General features: G+C 45.4%; 20 protein-coding genes and 1 riboswitch. Of the genes, 3 read left to right on the top strand and 17 right to left on the bottom strand.

The window, feature by feature from the left end; translation table 11 throughout:
- Positions 1 to 311 precede the first annotated feature (311 nt).
- Both H8S54_RS01325 and H8S54_RS01320 read left to right on the top strand, forming a co-directional pair.
- Entirely contained in the window at positions 312 to 548 is a 237-nt protein-coding gene (locus tag H8S54_RS01325) for a hypothetical protein (protein WP_117850733.1), read from the top strand.
- A 29-nt stretch (positions 549 to 577) separates the two neighbouring features.
- The gene (locus H8S54_RS01320) at positions 578 to 838 is read left to right on the top strand and encodes a heavy-metal-associated domain-containing protein (protein ID WP_021924666.1); all 261 of its coding nucleotides are present in this window, start codon (positions 578 to 580) and stop codon (positions 836 to 838) included.
- A gap of 111 nt (positions 839 to 949) precedes the next feature.
- On the opposite strand, the gene H8S54_RS01315 is transcribed toward H8S54_RS01320, so the two are convergent.
- The 16 genes from H8S54_RS01315 to H8S54_RS01240 all read right to left on the bottom strand — a co-directional run bounded on the left by H8S54_RS01315 (position 950) and on the right by H8S54_RS01240 (position 13,449).
- A complete protein-coding gene (locus tag H8S54_RS01315; RefSeq protein ID WP_173767249.1) occupies positions 950 to 2,014 on the bottom strand; it encodes a cob(I)yrinic acid a,c-diamide adenosyltransferase in 1,065 nt (354 codons plus the stop codon).
- Positions 2,015 to 2,201: 187 nt separating this feature from the next.
- Positions 2,202 to 3,353 (bottom strand): 1-propanol dehydrogenase PduQ, encoded by a 1,152-nt coding sequence (locus H8S54_RS01310; RefSeq protein WP_117850739.1) that lies wholly within the window; start codon positions 3,351 to 3,353, stop codon positions 2,202 to 2,204.
- Between the two features lie 26 nt (positions 3,354 to 3,379).
- On the bottom strand, positions 3,380 to 4,141 hold the full coding sequence (locus H8S54_RS01305; RefSeq protein ID WP_021924669.1) for a DeoR/GlpR family DNA-binding transcription regulator: 762 nt from the start codon (positions 4,139 to 4,141) through the stop codon (positions 3,380 to 3,382).
- 37 nt (positions 4,142 to 4,178) lie between these two features.
- Positions 4,179 to 4,727: a BMC domain-containing protein gene (locus H8S54_RS01300; protein WP_117850741.1), complete on the bottom strand. Its 549-nt coding sequence runs from the start codon at positions 4,725 to 4,727 to the stop codon at positions 4,179 to 4,181.
- Positions 4,728 to 4,743: 16 nt separating this feature from the next.
- Positions 4,744 to 6,072: a 4Fe-4S dicluster domain-containing protein gene (locus H8S54_RS01295; RefSeq protein WP_186900723.1), complete on the bottom strand. Its 1,329-nt coding sequence runs from the start codon at positions 6,070 to 6,072 to the stop codon at positions 4,744 to 4,746.
- Positions 6,073 to 6,076: 4 nt separating this feature from the next.
- The gene (locus H8S54_RS01290; protein WP_117850917.1) at positions 6,077 to 6,343 is read right to left on the bottom strand and encodes a EutN/CcmL family microcompartment protein; all 267 of its coding nucleotides are present in this window, start codon (positions 6,341 to 6,343) and stop codon (positions 6,077 to 6,079) included.
- A 107-nt stretch (positions 6,344 to 6,450) separates the two neighbouring features.
- The gene (gene pduL, locus H8S54_RS01285) at positions 6,451 to 7,095 is read right to left on the bottom strand and encodes a phosphate propanoyltransferase (RefSeq protein ID WP_117850748.1); all 645 of its coding nucleotides are present in this window, start codon (positions 7,093 to 7,095) and stop codon (positions 6,451 to 6,453) included.
- Between the two features lie 47 nt (positions 7,096 to 7,142).
- Complete coding sequence (locus H8S54_RS01280) at positions 7,143 to 7,421, bottom strand: BMC domain-containing protein (protein WP_005427721.1); 279 nt, start codon at positions 7,419 to 7,421, stop codon at positions 7,143 to 7,145.
- 203 nt (positions 7,422 to 7,624) lie between these two features.
- Positions 7,625 to 7,927, bottom strand: a complete 303-nt coding sequence (locus H8S54_RS01275) for a BMC domain-containing protein (RefSeq protein ID WP_117850750.1) — start codon at positions 7,925 to 7,927, stop codon at positions 7,625 to 7,627.
- 21 nt (positions 7,928 to 7,948) lie between these two features.
- A complete protein-coding gene (locus H8S54_RS01270; RefSeq protein ID WP_117850752.1) occupies positions 7,949 to 8,224 on the bottom strand; it encodes a BMC domain-containing protein in 276 nt (91 codons plus the stop codon).
- Between the two features lie 126 nt (positions 8,225 to 8,350).
- Positions 8,351 to 8,665: a BMC domain-containing protein gene (locus tag H8S54_RS01265; RefSeq protein ID WP_117850755.1), complete on the bottom strand. Its 315-nt coding sequence runs from the start codon at positions 8,663 to 8,665 to the stop codon at positions 8,351 to 8,353.
- Positions 8,666 to 8,688: 23 nt separating this feature from the next.
- Entirely contained in the window at positions 8,689 to 9,927 is a 1,239-nt protein-coding gene (locus tag H8S54_RS01260; protein WP_186900722.1) for a zinc-binding dehydrogenase, read from the bottom strand.
- 17 nt (positions 9,928 to 9,944) lie between these two features.
- Complete coding sequence (locus tag H8S54_RS01255; RefSeq protein WP_117850760.1) at positions 9,945 to 11,333, bottom strand: aldehyde dehydrogenase family protein; 1,389 nt, start codon at positions 11,331 to 11,333, stop codon at positions 9,945 to 9,947.
- A gap of 75 nt (positions 11,334 to 11,408) precedes the next feature.
- Positions 11,409 to 12,281 (bottom strand): class II aldolase/adducin family protein, encoded by an 873-nt coding sequence (locus H8S54_RS01250; protein WP_117850762.1) that lies wholly within the window; start codon positions 12,279 to 12,281, stop codon positions 11,409 to 11,411.
- A gap of 235 nt (positions 12,282 to 12,516) precedes the next feature.
- The gene (locus H8S54_RS01245) at positions 12,517 to 13,065 is read right to left on the bottom strand and encodes a EutP/PduV family microcompartment system protein (protein ID WP_021924990.1); all 549 of its coding nucleotides are present in this window, start codon (positions 13,063 to 13,065) and stop codon (positions 12,517 to 12,519) included.
- A 6-nt stretch (positions 13,066 to 13,071) separates the two neighbouring features.
- The gene (locus tag H8S54_RS01240) at positions 13,072 to 13,449 is read right to left on the bottom strand and encodes a BMC domain-containing protein (protein ID WP_021924989.1); all 378 of its coding nucleotides are present in this window, start codon (positions 13,447 to 13,449) and stop codon (positions 13,072 to 13,074) included.
- A 330-nt stretch (positions 13,450 to 13,779) separates the two neighbouring features.
- Between H8S54_RS01240 and H8S54_RS01235 the strand changes: the two genes are divergently transcribed.
- The gene (locus H8S54_RS01235; protein ID WP_186900721.1) at positions 13,780 to 14,493 is read left to right on the top strand and encodes a phosphatase; all 714 of its coding nucleotides are present in this window, start codon (positions 13,780 to 13,782) and stop codon (positions 14,491 to 14,493) included.
- 111 nt (positions 14,494 to 14,604) lie between these two features.
- On the opposite strand, the gene H8S54_RS01230 is transcribed toward H8S54_RS01235, so the two are convergent.
- Complete coding sequence (locus H8S54_RS01230; RefSeq protein ID WP_186900720.1) at positions 14,605 to 14,910, bottom strand: cysteine-rich small domain-containing protein; 306 nt, start codon at positions 14,908 to 14,910, stop codon at positions 14,605 to 14,607.
- Between the two features lie 344 nt (positions 14,911 to 15,254).
- A riboswitch (cobalamin riboswitch) is annotated at positions 15,255 to 15,442 on the bottom strand.
- Positions 15,443 to 15,491: the final 49 nt, after the last annotated feature.

Raw genomic sequence — 15,491 nt, 5'->3', positions numbered from 1 at the left:
TGATGGAATGATTGCTGATCAGGCTGAGTAGCCCATGGCAGAAAACTGTCCGCACATACTGCAGCAGAACGCCGCAGAAAATCAGAAATTTGTTTTTCTCTTTCGTTTCCTCTATTCTAACAAAGTTTTTGGTCTGTTACAATAAAATTCGGTCGTAAAATTCTCTTATAAATCGACAGCCGTTCCCGTCATTTTCTGCTGTTATTGAGATATTTTATCAATATGCAGCGTTTTCTTTTGGAATAAACGTGCTATAATAGTTTTAGTTAGAAGATGCTAACAAAAGTACGAAGAAGGGAAGCTGTCAGATCATGGGAAGACGATATCATTTATCAAAAGCTGTTTCAAAAGACCAGACAAATGAAATCTTAAAAGAACTTACGGAGCGGGGCGATGTGAAAACTGCCTCAATTTCAGATGATGGACGTTATCTGCATGTAGACACCATTGATGGTGAATTTTCTGTAGTAATGTATTCTGCAGTAAACATCTGCAGCCGTATTGCAAACTGCGAGCTGTCCTTCGAGGGATTTGACTATACAGCTTAAAAATATTTACAGAATGGAGAACAACGATTATGCAGCAATATACTTTAAAAATAGACGGAATGATGTGCGGAATGTGTGAATCTCACGTAAATGAAAGCATTCGAAATGCTTTTTCCGTAAAAAAGGTTACCTCTTCCCAGGCAAAGGGAGAAACCATCATCCTCACTGAGAAAGATCTTGATGAGAAGAAGCTGAAGGAAACCATCGATAAGACCGGTTATCAGCTGCTTTCCATCTCCAAATCCCCTTACGAGAAAAAGAAGGGTCTTTTTTCCTTCCTGAAAAAATAAGCCCTCTTTTCCATAATAATTAATAACCCCATAAAAAGACCCTGCTTACGCTCTTATAAAAGAGAAAAGCAGGGTCTTCCCATTCTCAATTCTATCATCTATCTATAAGCTTCAGCCCAGAATCTCAGGCAGTACAGACAGTCCGTATTCTGCAAGGCTGTGGTCTTCTTCACCTGTGCCGCCGCTGATGCCAAGTCCTCCGATAATGGTATCTCCGGATTTCAGCGGGACGCCGCCGCCAAAGATCACAATCTTGCCTCCATCCATCTTATCTACGCCGTAAAAAGTTCCTCCTGGCTGGGCAAGGGCGGAAAGCTCCATGGTGGACATCTTCACTGCCACGGAGGTATAGGCTTTCTTAAGTGCTACATCAAAGCTTACCAGAAATGCTCCGTCCATTACATGAACTGCAATGGGATTTCCGTCTGGTCCACAGACTGCGATCACTGCACGTTTGCCCCGGCGAAGTGCTTCCTGCTCAATCTTCTCGATCAGCTTCTTGGCTCCGTCCAGTGTAATTCTGCCGGAAACACCAAGACGTCTTAAAACTGCCTGGATCACGGCTTCATCTACAGAATCAGAAGAAACGCCGCCGGACGGCTGTGCCTTCTCTTTCGAAGACAGGGGCGTACCTGGCGCCTCATGATCAGCTGCGCCAGATAATCCCTTCCCAGACATACTGGCATCGGCATACCTTGCCAGCACATACAGATAGTCAGCCAGACGGTTCATATATTTCTTACTGCCGGAATCCGTACCGAACTTTACGCTTACTGCTGCAAGTGCGCGCTCAGCCCTTCTTGCAACAGAACGGGTCACATCAATCTGGGCAGACAAAGGACAGGCTCCCGGAAGAACGGAATCCTTCGGACAATGAAACAAACCTTCCAGACGGTCAATTTCTTCCTCCAAAAGCTCCGTCTTATCATCGTTGATCTTATATTCTCTGTTATAAGGATCCGCCACTCCTGCCGTTACTTTGACAAGATTTTCCTGAATCTTCTCCAGGAAACGGATAGTATCCCCGTCGCTTATCATGGTTTTCACCACACCGATATGGCTGGTCAGCTCATCTATGGTTCCCTCCAACTGGATTCGGTCATCCGATTTGGAAACATTTTTGGTATGGACAAGATTGGTGGTTCCCTTGTCTCCGCTTTTCGTATAAATACTCATATGGCACTCTCCCGGTCTTTTTGTTACCAGTACACTGAAAATAAGACAACCTAAGCTGTTGCCTGATGTTCACTATACTGGTAGGCTTCTCACTGTGTAATTGATAAACTGGCTTAAGACAGACCCGTTAAGTATCTGCCTTAAGCCCATTGCATTCATCAAAATACCGCCTGTGGCGATACCGCTTTTAGAATGACCACAGTTTCTTGTAAATCTTTACGATATCTTCCTTGGTAGGAACTCTCGGGTTCGCAGGTGTGCAGGCGTCTGCAAGTGCTGCGTCTGCCATCTTGTCGATAGCTCCAAAATATTCATCAGGAGAAATGGTTCCAAGTTCCTGAATGGTAAGCGGAATATTCATTTCCTTCTGCATGAACTGGATCCAGTTTACAAGAGATCTGACGGACATTACTTTATTGTAATTGCTAAGACCCAGAATATGAGCAATATTTGCATATCTCTTCACTGCCGGAAGATATTCTTTCTGGCTCTTGCTGTGTTTGTTAATGTCTGCATTAAACTCAACAATATGAGGAAGAAGCATGGCATTGGCACGGCCGTGAGGAATGTGGAACACAGCTCCAAGCTGATGTGCCATACTGTGTGTAATTCCAAGTCCTGCTGCATTAAAGGAAAGTCCAGCAAGACAGGAAGCTACATGCATTTTCTGACGGGCATGCATATCGCTGCCGTCAAGGTAAGCTCTTAACAGAAAGACTCCGCAGATTTCAATTGACTTTTCTGCAAGAGCAGATGAAAATTCATTGTGATTGATACTTACATAAGACTCAATGGCATGAGTCAGTACATCCATACCTGTATCCGCTGTAATGGAAGGCGGAACACTCTTTACAAGCTCTGCATCCAAAATTGCCTCATCAGCAGTCAGGCTGTCTGAGATCAGCGGATATTTCACATGATTTTCTGTATCGTTTACAACTGCAAAAGAGGTAACCTCAGATCCTGTACCACTTGTGGTAGGAATTGCAATAAGACCTACCTTGCCGTAATTGTTGATCTTCAGGGCAAACTCACGGATTGCCTTGGAAGAGTCAATTGCAGAGCCGCCTCCAACAGCTACTACAACCTCTGGCTGATACTCCAGGAACTTCTTTACACCTACTGCAATTTTTCCTACCGGTGCATCCGGCACAACATCACTGAATACTTCAAACTCCTTACCACCGCGTTTCAGAGGCTCTGTGATCAGATTGATCATTTCCCCTTTTGCGATGAATGGATCTGTGATCACCAGAACTTTTTTGTATGGCAGTTCTGCCAGTCTATCCAGGGAATTGTCACCAAAATGGATGACTGTTTTCATTTCAAAAGTTTTCATAATTCAATGCTCCTTTATCGGACAGCTTACGGATATCTGCACTCCACGCCCACCTCTTCAAACAGCTGCAGCCATTTGTCGGAAGGCTTTTCATCTGTCACGATGATATCAATGTCCCGCAATTTTCCTGCTACGGAAAACGCGGTCTGGTCAAATTTTGTATTGTCCACAACCAGGATTTTCTTACGTCCGGAATCCAGCATAGCTTTCTTCGCAGTTCCGAAAGCCTCCTGAGATTCCATTACTCCAAGCTTCTCATCAAGAGCCTTGCAGGAGAAAATAACGGTATCAGCAAAATAAGAGCGAATGACTTCTTCTGTGCGGGAACCAAGGAAAGCCAGGTAGCCTTCCTTCATCATCCCGCCTGTGGAAATAATATTCCAGCCTGACACATCAGCCAGTTCCAGAAGGATCTCCATGGAATTGGTGATCACAGTCAGGCGCTCTTTTTCTTTCAGTGCTTTCGCCACGAACACCGCAGTGGTGCTGGCATCCAGAAGCAGATGTTCCCCGTCATGCACAAGAGAGGCTACAATTTCCGCCATCTTCTGTTTTCCCACTACATTCTGGTTCTTGCGCACATTAAAGGGCAGGTCAATGCTCACATCTTCATTGATCACAGCACCGCCGTAGCTTTTGATTGCAAGACCTTCTTTTTCCAGCTTATCCAGATCTCGCCGGATGGTCTCCTCAGAAACCCCGTACATCTGACTAAGCTCGCTTACAACTACACGTTTTTCATCCTGTAGTTTTTCCAGAATCAGATTTCGTCTCTCTAATGCAAGCATAAGGTCTCCTCCGCGCTTATTTTTTTAGACCAGAAGCTTACAGAAGGCTGTCGATCATTCTCCTATCCGGATGTGCGATAACAGATGAATCCAGATACATGCCTTTTGCCGCAACCAGCTCTTTGGCTCTGTCAATAGATGCAGATACTGCAGAAACCTCACCAGTGATCATCATGTAAGATTTTCCGCACATACCTTTTGCAATACGAAGCTCAATAAGATCAACGATTGCAGTCTTTGCAGCCTGGTCTGCAGCTTCAATAATGGAAGCTGCATCATATGTTTCAAGAATTCCCAGTGCACTGATCTCCTCAACCTGAGTAGTTCCATAAATTGCCGGGAAAAGGGACTCATGTGGATTGCCCAGTACGAAACTGTCAATGCACTTGTCCTCGTATGTTGTTACAGCTGTATCAACGGCAGCTTTTACCGCACTGAGATCACCGGTAATAATTGCAATATATTTACCCGGACACACGGTCTGCGCCTCAACGATTTCTACATCAGATGTCTTAACCATTGCATCTGCTGCAGTAACGCCGGTAGCTGTAGTTTTGAATTCAATCATTCCGATTGCTTTACTCATTTTCTGCACGTCCTTTCTAATTCTTTGCAACTACGATCCAGCGATCTGTCACTTCGGTAACTTTACCGGAGATGGTTGCATGGATGCCAACACTTAAGCCCTGGGCAGGTTCTGCGATCATCTGACCTCTTGTCACCTGATCTCCAACCTTGACAATTGCCTTTGCAGGTGCTCCGATATGCTGGCTCAAAAGAATTTTTACCTTCGGAATCTCAACCAGTGTCTCGTCCATTGGTGCGTCCTTATCATATTTGGTAAGACCAAGACGTGCCATCAGGCGCTCTTCCGGAACCTTGCGGTATTCTCTGGATTCCTTAACCGGTACTGGCTGTACTCCCTGAGGAGGACGAATACCTGCCTGACGAAGTCCGCCCTTCATATCTGCAAGAAGTGTTCTTGGAGCAAGACTCTGCGGACATGCATACATTTCACAAACACCGCAGGAACTGCAGAAGCTTGCATTGATGTATGGATTCATGTCTCTGAAATCATGATTGGATGCTGCACGCATGAAACGTGCCGGATCAATCGGATGTCCCAGATTGTTACGTGGGCAAAGGTCTGTACAGGTATTGCACTGGCAGCAGATAGATGCTGCGCGTTTCAAATCTATGGAAGAAGTCCGCATCTTCTTCTGTACGATCAAATGGTCTTTTGGCAGAACCAGAATCGCATTTGTTGTCTTCGTTACAGGGTCAGAACCTTTTCCGATTCTTCCCATCATCGGTCCACCAACAAAGTAAACCGGGTCTTTTAAAGTAGTTCCGCCAGCCTGGGCTACTACATCATCCATGGTACATCCAAGAGGTACTCTTACAGTGACCGGATGATTTACCTCAGCTACAACAGATACATATTTGGATGTTACTGGCTCTTTTTTCTCTACTGCCTGATAAATGTTGTACAGTGTCTCTACGTTGAATACTGCAACTCCCTGCTCAATAGGAAGTCCGCCAGGTCTTACAACTCTACCAGTTGCCTCGTAGATCAGTACAACCTCGTCTCCCATAGGATATACCTCATCCAGAAGGTGGATGCGCATTCCCGGGAACTCCTCGATATGCTGTTTCAGAGCATTTACTGTCTGAACATAGGATTTCTTAATTCCAATAATGGCCTCAGCAGCACCAACGGTCTCCTGAACCATATGGAAAGTTTTCATAATTTCGTAAGCGTGCTTCTCTAATAACTGTCTGTGTAATTTCAGTAAAGGTTCGCACTCTGCACAGTTCATAAGAATGGTATTAGCTTTATCTGTCAGCTTCATGTATGTAGGGAATCCAGCACCGCCGGCACCAACTACACCATTCTCCTGTATAATATTCTGTAATTCTTTGATATCCATGGCGTTACTCCAATCCTGCACCGTCATCAACGATACCTACAATGGCGGCATCTACCGGTGCTGTTTCTACGCCGCAGCCAATTCTTGCCGCGCTTCCTTGTGCCACCAATACATATTCTCCGATTCCTGCACCGATAATATCGATTGCAACAATCTGGCTGAGGTCACCTTTCATGTGATGAACCGGTTCCACGATCATAAACTTATTGCCGATAAGCTTTTCGTTTTTTCTTGTGGAAACAACGCTTCCTACTACCTTGCCAACTATCATGTGAACCTCCAAATTTATGTCAGCACAGCCATGCAGCATCTGTACTGCCAGATCCCGCATGGCTGAACATCTTTATTTTCGTAATGAGGGGAAAATCCCCGACTGCATTACTTTATAATTGTAACTGTATTGCCTGTGGCAATTTTTGCTGCATTTGCTTCGTCTGTATCAATGTGCATTTCCAGTGTAAAGCTGTCGTCTACACGGATCTTCACCTGATTAAAAATGGTTCCTCTCTCATTGTCTGCCTTAACGGAAACAATATCTCCATCCTTCACTCCAGCTGCCTGGGCATCCTTCGGGGACATGTGGATGTGGCGCATTGCTACGATACATCCCTCTTTCAGATAAATTGCACCTTTCGGTCCGACAATTGCAATAGGAGCACTTCCCTTAACATCTCCAGACTCACGAACCGGCACTTTCATGCCAAGCTTGATTGCGTCTGTAGCTGATACTTCAACCTGGGAAGCCTTGCGGACCGGTCCGAGAATACGTACATTCTCGATTGCGCGCAGCTTAAGTCCAACGATGGTAACTGTCTCATTGGAAGCAAACTGTCCGCCCATCAGCTCTTTCTTCTTAGTAAGCTGATATCCTGGTCCGAATAAAGCCTCTACATGTTCCTGTGTCAGGTGGATATGTCTTGCGGAAACTCCGATCGGCACCATGAAGCCATTGCCTTTTTCTTCCTTTTTGTTAAGAGCGTCCAGCACCATTCTGGTGATCAGCTCAACATTATTGGTTTCCAAAAGTACACCTGCTTTCTTCCTGGATTATGTAATAATCTAGGCGTGGATTATTTAAGAACTGGAAGAATTTTCTCAACGTCTGTATGAGGTCTTGGAATTACGTGTGTAGCTACAAGCTCTCCAAGTCTGGATGCTGCTGCGCTTCCGCTCTCTACTGCAGATTTAACTGCTCCAACATCTCCGCGAACCATAACAGTTACAAGACCGGATCCGATCTTCTCTGTTCCAACTAATGCAACGTTAGCTGCTTTGCACATCTGGTCAGCTGCCTCGATAGCTGCTGTAAGTCCTCTGGTTTCTACCATTCCTAAAGCTTCCTGTGTCATGATTTTTTCCTCCTTATGAATTGCTGGTTTCTCAGCTTCTATATGTTTGGTTTCTGTAATCTTTTCATCTGCTGCAGTGGTTTTGGCTTCTTCCGCTTTTACCTCTGCGGCTTTTGCTTTTGTTGTTCTGGCCGTTCTTCTCGGAGCGGCTGCCTTTTTAGGGGCTGTTTTTTTCGCTGTCTCTTTCTTTTCTTCGTCAGCCATTATTCATCCCCCTTTTTCTTTCTCCATCGACTTGCGCTTAACTCCACCATTTTGACGATTTCCTCATGGGGATTGGCAATTACTGCATAGCTTGCCGGTTTCTTGATGGCATGTGTTGCTGCCGCTTCCACGGCTTCTGTAACAGCTGCCACATCGCCTTGTACAATAATGGTCACCAGTCGTCCGCCCAGCTTACGCTCCCATGACGCCAGCTCAACGTCTGCCGTTTTACACATGATGTCCAAGGCATCCATAGCCGCTACAACACCTGTGATTTCAATAAAACCATATGATTTACTCATGAGCGAACTCCTTTTAGTTCATTAGATGCTTGGAAGAATTTTCTCCACATCTGTATGAGGTCTTGGAATTACGTGTGTAGCTACAAGCTCTCCAAGTCTGGATGCTGCTGCGCTTCCACTCTCAACTGCTGCCTTAACAGCTCCAACATCGCCGCGAACCATAACAGTTACAAGACCGGATCCGATTTTCTCTGTACCAACCAGTGAAACCTCTGCTGCTTTTGTCATTGCATCTGCTGCCTCGATTGCAGCTGTAAGTCCTCTGGTCTCTACCATTCCTAAAGCTTCCTGTGCCATGATGAATTCCTCCTGATTTATCTCAACTATTCAAGTACGCTCCAGCGCACTTGCTGTGAGGTACCTGTCATGCTCCGCATGACTGTTCATTTTTATTATAGATGTTTCTTCACTGGTTCGCAATAACTATTCCTTATCCAGTGCGCTGATTTTCAGCATTTTTTCTGTACCGGTTTCCGGATTGGGTATTACATAGTGCTGTACCACACCAGTCATACTCTCTGCCACTCTGATTCCCGCTTCCACAGCTTCTGTTACATCAGATACGCTTCCGCGGAACTTGATGCAGACAAGGAGCGGTACCGGCAGACTGTCCGCATTTGCAGGTTTATTTTTATCAAAAACCTCCAGATGGACATTTGCTGCCTTACAGCCGGCGTCGGCCGCCACAAATGCTGTTGCCAGTCCGAACACCTCCAAGATTCCTACAGCTTCTGCCATCTTGATTCTCCTTTATCCGGCTATTATTTATTTACGACTGCGATCTTAAGACCGGTCATAGCAAGGTTCTTCTTTAATGCTTCATTGATCTCCTCAAGCGGATACTTGTCTGTGATCAGCTCAGACATTGGAAGTCCGATTGCGTTTGCTCTCTTAAGGAAGTCAAATGTTGTAACGTAATCTCTTAAGGTGTATACCCAGGATCCTACGATTGTGATCTCTTTGGAGCAGATATCAAAGTGCGGGTTGATTGTAGCATCTCCGCCGTTGATAAAGAATCCAAGCTCGCAGAGACCGCCGCCGTTACGGATGAATTTGTAGATGTTTGCATGAGCAACAGGTGATCCTGTGCACTGGAATGCAAAGTCTGCAAAATGTCCGCCGAACTGCTCTTTTACTGCCTCAGCAAGTGCTTCAATTCCTTTGTGCTCCATGAAGTTTACACTCATGGTAGCGCCCATTCTCTTAGCGAAATCAAGACGCTGCTGGTTTCCGTCTACTGCGCAGATGTTCTCGATACCCATGGTACGAAGAACTGCGATGCAGATCAGACCGATCGGTCCGCATCCCTGTACAACAACTCTGCTGTTGAAACGAAGGATACCAGTTGTTTTTGCTCTCTCAACTGCATGTACAAGTACTGCACATGGCTCGATCAGGATACGGGAATCCAGGTCAAGGTCGCTTACGTTGAAGAATGTGCTTCCGAAGTTTCCGCCGCGGATAAAGATATAATCGGAGAACCATCCGTTCAGATGTACATCATCATCTGGAAGAAGTCCGTATACATCAGCTCCGCCAACGTTCTTCTTGTTCAGGTCGAACATTGTGATCTCCGGATCATCCTTGAAGATCATGCAGGTAACAACTTTATCACCGATCTTAACCGGTTTTCCAGCTGTATCTGTCTTAACGTTCTTACCCATAGCAACGATCTCACCAGTTCCTTCATGTCCAAGTGCAACCGGGATCAGGTTGAATGGGTCTCTCTTGAATTCGTGAGCATCTGTACCGCAAACGCCGCAGCCTTCTACTTTAACAAGGATATCGTCGTCACCAACTGGTGGAATCGGGTACTCTTTGATATCAAAATGCTCTTTCTCAGTAAGAACTGCAACGTGTGCAGTTTTCGGAATAGCGCCTGCCGGTGCTGCAGCCGGTGCCGGAGCAGCTGCTGGTGCAGAAGCTGCCGGAGCAGTTCCAGCCATTCCAGCAAGAACCTGTTTTACGATTTCTTCAATATTTACGTTATTCATATCCATTTTTATGTTTCCTCCTGTCAGCGAATGCAAAGGCTGTCTGCCATTACGCAGCGTCTTCTCTTGGTGAATGTGCTTGCGCTTGTAAGTCCCTCACCTGTACGGCTTGCGATTGTGAAGGTACAGTAGCCTTCTCCGCCGAATCCAAGTGCTGCATAAGAAGGTGCATTTTTAACCAGGATTGCGGTGTCGATTGCTTTCGCATATTTGGTGATATTATCAATGTTCTTGGAATGAATGTGTGCAGAGTGGCGGTTGCCATGCTCAAGCCATACGGCCTGCTCTACTGCATCATCAAAATCTTTTGCTCTCACAACGCCAAGGATTGGCATCATAAGCTCTGTAGCAATAAGCGGATGTTCCTTCGGTCCTTCGAATACGATGCAGCGGATGTTTGCAGGAGCATTTACTCCGATCATGGAAAGTAATGTCTTCGCATCACGTCCTACGCATTTACGATTCAGCTTGCCGCCTGCAAGAACAGTCTCAACAAGTTTGTCCTGTTCTTCCTTAGAAGCAAGATAGCAGTCATTCTCGCTTACCAGATAATGCATCAGCTCATCTGTAATAGAAGCAACTGCAACGATCTCCTTCTCTGCGATACAAGGAAGGTTGTTATCGAATGTACAGCCGTTTACAATATCCTGAGCAGCTTTTCTGATGTCAGCTGTCTCATCTACAACTGCAGGTGGGTTTCCTGCGCCGGCGCCGATTCCACGTTTTCCAGAGGAAAGAACTGCGGTAACTACGCCAGGGCCGCCTGTTGCTGCGATCAGCGGGATATCTTTATGTTTCATCATAATATTGCTTGTCTCTAATGTAGGTTTCTCTACTGTTACTGCGATATTGTCCGGTCCGCCGGCTTCCAGGGAAGCCTCGTTCAGAAGGTTGATCGCATAAATAGAGGTCTTGATTGCTGCCGGATGCGGGTTGAATACAACTGTATTTCCGCCTGCCAGCATGCCGATCGTATTACACAGAATGGTCTCACTTGGGTTGGTACATGGAGTGATTGCTCCGATCACACCGAATGGTCCCATCTCGATCAGAGTAAGTCCTCTGTCGCCTGACCATGCTGTAGTGCTGAGATCTTCTGTACCTGGTGTCTTATCTGCTACCAGATGATGTTTGAGGATCTTGTCCCCAACATTTCCCATTCCGGTCTCATCAACACCCATACGTGCAAGGATTTCTGCATTTTCTTTTGTTTTTCTACGAATGCAGGTAATAATTTTTTCTCTCTGGTCCAAGGACATTTTCCGAACGATTTTCTGGGAAGCTTTCGCTGCCTCGATAGCCTCGTTCATATCTTTGAAAATTCCATGTTTACCGGCCGGAGCTTCTGCAATCTGCATTTTCGCCATAACTTCCTGTACAATGTCCTGTACCATGCTCTCGCTAATTGGCATGAGATTGTTCCTCCTTAAAGGTTTCACGCAGCCGCCTGGTACCACTCCGGGCAGCCGCATTTCTTATTTTTCAGATTATTTCAGGCCTAACTGTGCCATAACCTGTTTTGTGATCTTAGCTACTAACTCTGCATCTGCATTAGCGTTGTTAGCTGTGTCTGCTGTCGGAGCATCGCTTCCGCCAACGAAATCATACTGATATCCTGGGAACTGTTTGTAGTCCTCGTTGTGGCAAGCGCCGCCGCAGTTGTGGCAGTTCAGGCCGTCTTTGTTCTGACAGAGGTTTGCAGGATGTTTTCCAGGCATACCGAATTTACGACGGATCTCATAAAGTTTCTTGATGTTCTCTTTATCGAATTCCTTCGGGCCGCCAAGAAGTTTGCTCTGATACAGAAGCTGTGCGTAGAACTCTACGGATTCCATCTTCATGTATGCAGCGTTCAGATCTGTGCTCCATGTAAGAGCTCCGTGGTTCTCAAGAAGAACTGCATCGAAGTATGGAAGGTATTTCTCAAGGTTATCCGGAATCTCCATTGTAGAAGGTGTACCGTACTCAGCGATCGGAACGCATCCAAGAGCGATAACTGCCTCTGGCATGATCGGCTGTGTAAGCGGGATTCCTGCGATAGCGAAGGATGTTGCATAAATTGGATGAGCATGTACAACAGATCCTACATCCGGTCTCTTCTCATATACTCTCATATGCATCTTGATCTCAGATGATGGTTTGAATCCTGGGTTAGCCTGGATAACATTTCCTTTTGCATCAACTTTACAGATGAACTCTGGAGTCATGAAGCCTTTGGATACACCAGTAGGTGTGCAAAGGAACTCATTGTCGTTAAGCTTTACAGAGATGTTGCCATCATTTGCTGCGACCATGTTGCGGTTATAGATTCTTCTTCCGATGTCGCAAATCTGTTTTTTGATTTCGTATTCGTTTACCATGCTTTTTTCCTCCTTAAGCACATTCAGGTGCGGTGGATTATGTATTTTATAGTACCGCACCGGGTAACTTATCATGGCTGGACATAGTCAGCCTGTTACTTTTATGGTTATGTTGTAAGTTTACACCATTCCACATCATAAGTCAAGGTTTTTCCGTTGTTTTATGTTGTTTTGTGTGGAATCTTTGGAGAATTGCTATGTTGTTTTACGTGGTTTTGATATTTTTCCCACATTCTCAAGGTTTGTTTTCTTTGCTTTCTTCTGTGCTTTTCCCGGATGGTTCTTCAGAAGTATCCTCAGGCTCATCCAGGTCCGCCTTTGGCTTTCCAGGAGCCTCTTCCCAGGGCATTACATCTCCCTCTTCCCGGAGATATTCCAGGATTTCCGGGATGCCTTCCTGCTGCTTGGAATCCACATAAAAGATCTTTTTGCAGCCGGCCAGCTGCAGCCAGGAGGTTGCCAGCTTCACATTGGCCTGGGGATTATGGATCTTGGTGACAATGCCGATCACCTCGCGGTTGGCCATGCAGGTGATGCATGGGGGAAACAGGCAGTACGGCTCGATAGCTGATACCAGAAGTCCCACAACATCGGATTCATATGTATACAACGCCAGGGCGTGTCCAAGCCCTTGGGTCTGGGCATACTCTCCTGGCGTGTCTACGATTACATCAAAATTATTTACATATTGTGTTTTGTGATAGTGTATTTTTTCTCCGCGCAAAGCCTGGGTCAGGGTTGTTTTGCCAGCTTCGCTGCGGCCGATGAGAACCAGTTTCTTCATATTATATCAGGTCCTTGTGATCGGGCATAAGGTAAAGCCCAGCTTGTTTCCCACATAGTCCAGAATGGCGCTTGTGGAAGCTTCCACCTCAGATACAGTGCCTGTGATGATCAAGCTTCCGCTGAAGCGGTCTACAAAGCCCAGCTCAATGCCGGATGACTTCATGGCAATGTCTGCCATAATAATGGCTGTCTCTGCAGGGCTGACAGTCATAATTCCAATGGCTGCCCTTGAATAATCCAGAGACGGGTCAAGTCCTAATTTGGTGTAAAGAATCTTATCCGGATTGGCAATGATATGTGCCAGGGAAATCTGCTTGCCTGGTACAAGCTCCTGCACAATGCGCTGCTTCATTTCCGGAGACATGTTATCTGTATATCCCATTTTTCCTCCTGTCTGAAACTTTGGCTGATCCTGCCGTCAGCATACAGCATTCCCATACCTGAAAGTTTAATATATATACAAAATCTTTTGCTGTTTTTCTACCGTAATTATACTATCCGGTGTTTTGACTGTCAACAAAAAGCAACACTTTTCCTACATATATATGTGGTTTTTCTTGTGTTTGTGTGTTGTTTTTATTTGTTTTTCCAATTTTTTCTTATTTTACAGTTGACAGTCTTTTTCTGCTCTGTCATACTGAAAACAGTACAGGCATTCACAGCTTTTTAAACTTTCCGAATGCACAGACTTCTTAACAGGAGATGATTTTTTATGTATCTTTCCGATATGCATACCCACTCTATCGCAAGCGGGCACGGAACAAACTGCACCATCAGCGACATGGCTAAGTCAGCTTCACGCAAAGGGTTAAAGCTTCTTGGCATTACAGACCACGGGCCAGCTACTCTTGCAGCAGGAACCGCGTCTTATTTCCGTAGTCTTACTTATTCGCCGCGGAAGCGTTTTAATGTGGAATTATTATATGGGATTGAACTGAATATTTTGGATGTGAACGGCAAGGTTGACCTGGAGCAGGAGCTGCTTGAGAAGCTGGACTATTCTATTGCCAGCATACACGCCCAGAATTTCCATCCAGCCAGCAAAGAGGAAAACACCAAAGCCTTTCTTAATGTGATGAAAAATCCTATGGTAAAGATTCTGGGGCATATTGATAATACCCAGTATCCGGTAGATTATGATGCAGTTGTAAAGGCAGCCGGAGAAAATGGGGTTCTTCTGGAGATGAATGAGGCTTCTCTTGCGCCTTATGGCTATCGCGGAGATACCCGCAGCAACTGTGCGGAAATTTTAAGATGCTGCCGCAAATATCTGGTTCCAATTGTACTGTCCAGCGACAGTCATGGGGCAGAGCATATTGGGGATTTCACTTATGCGGCAGATTTTGTCCATCAGGCTATGTTCCCGGAGGGACTGATCCTGAATAACCAGATTCCGAAGCTGAAGATGATTCTCAGTATGCGGTAGTGTGTGATTGTTCAAGAAAACGACTTGTTAGTAAATACCGCTCCTGCTAATTTTATCTGCAAAATAAAAAGTTTCCCTGCACCCAATTTGTGGGTAGGGAAACTTTTTGTTTTACTTTTCTTTTACGTCCTGATTTTCACGTGCCTTCTTCATCAAATCAGCCAGTTCCTGATACTTCCCGGTGACATAGCCATAATTTTTCCGTTTGTGGGGAAGCTGGCAGTTAGTGCAGTCCTTGAAGCCTTTTTCGTTGTAGTGGAAATTCCCGCCGCATTTATCCCCTAATGCATAGAGGGGACAATAGCAGAACAGGCAGTTGAAATCCTCCGGATCTGCGCCTTTATGACAGGGAAAAAATTCGCAGTTCTTATGACTGAAGTAGGAATATTCCTTGCCTTCCCAATAATTTTTTTCCATTTTCCTGCTCCTTTCTCATCTGCCCTAACAAATTCCTTTTCCGCAGGATTTTTATAGTAGAAATCTTCTATATCATTTTCAATTAAATAAAAAAATAACCGCTTACGCGGCTTCAAAATTCTCGCAGATATTTAAGAGGGAGCGATGCTACTCCGGGGTAGAATATGACCCGTTCATATATACGCGGAGGGAACGGTTTCATCCAAAGTAGTATCGCCTGCCATTTAATCTGTATAATTCATCTGAACAGGCGATATTCCATAAAAAATGTCCACTCACAAAAGCGGACAACATTCCAGGGCTGCGGATTCCCTAAAACTGGTTGTTACACTTTCATCGGAAGTTTAACCTCGCCATACTAAGCAGGTTTCCTGGCTCCAGAATCATCGCATCATCTCTCCTTCTCATGCATACGCACAATGGACTCTGAGACTTGCTCCTCTGTTACAGTGACCGGATCGCTCAGGTTTCTCACCTGATTCCCTCTTTCTGCCAGCTAATAGCTACCAGCACTTAATATGTTCAATATGGAATTATACTGACATCATAGTACCACCTGCCTAAGTATTTGTCAACCCGTA

The organism is Blautia segnis (genome assembly GCF_014287535.1).
GTDB classification, from domain to species: domain Bacteria; phylum Bacillota; class Clostridia; order Lachnospirales; family Lachnospiraceae; genus Blautia_A; species Blautia_A acetigignens.
Note: the sequence above shows the minus strand (reverse complement) of the source record. Positions and strands in the feature narration are given on the sequence as shown.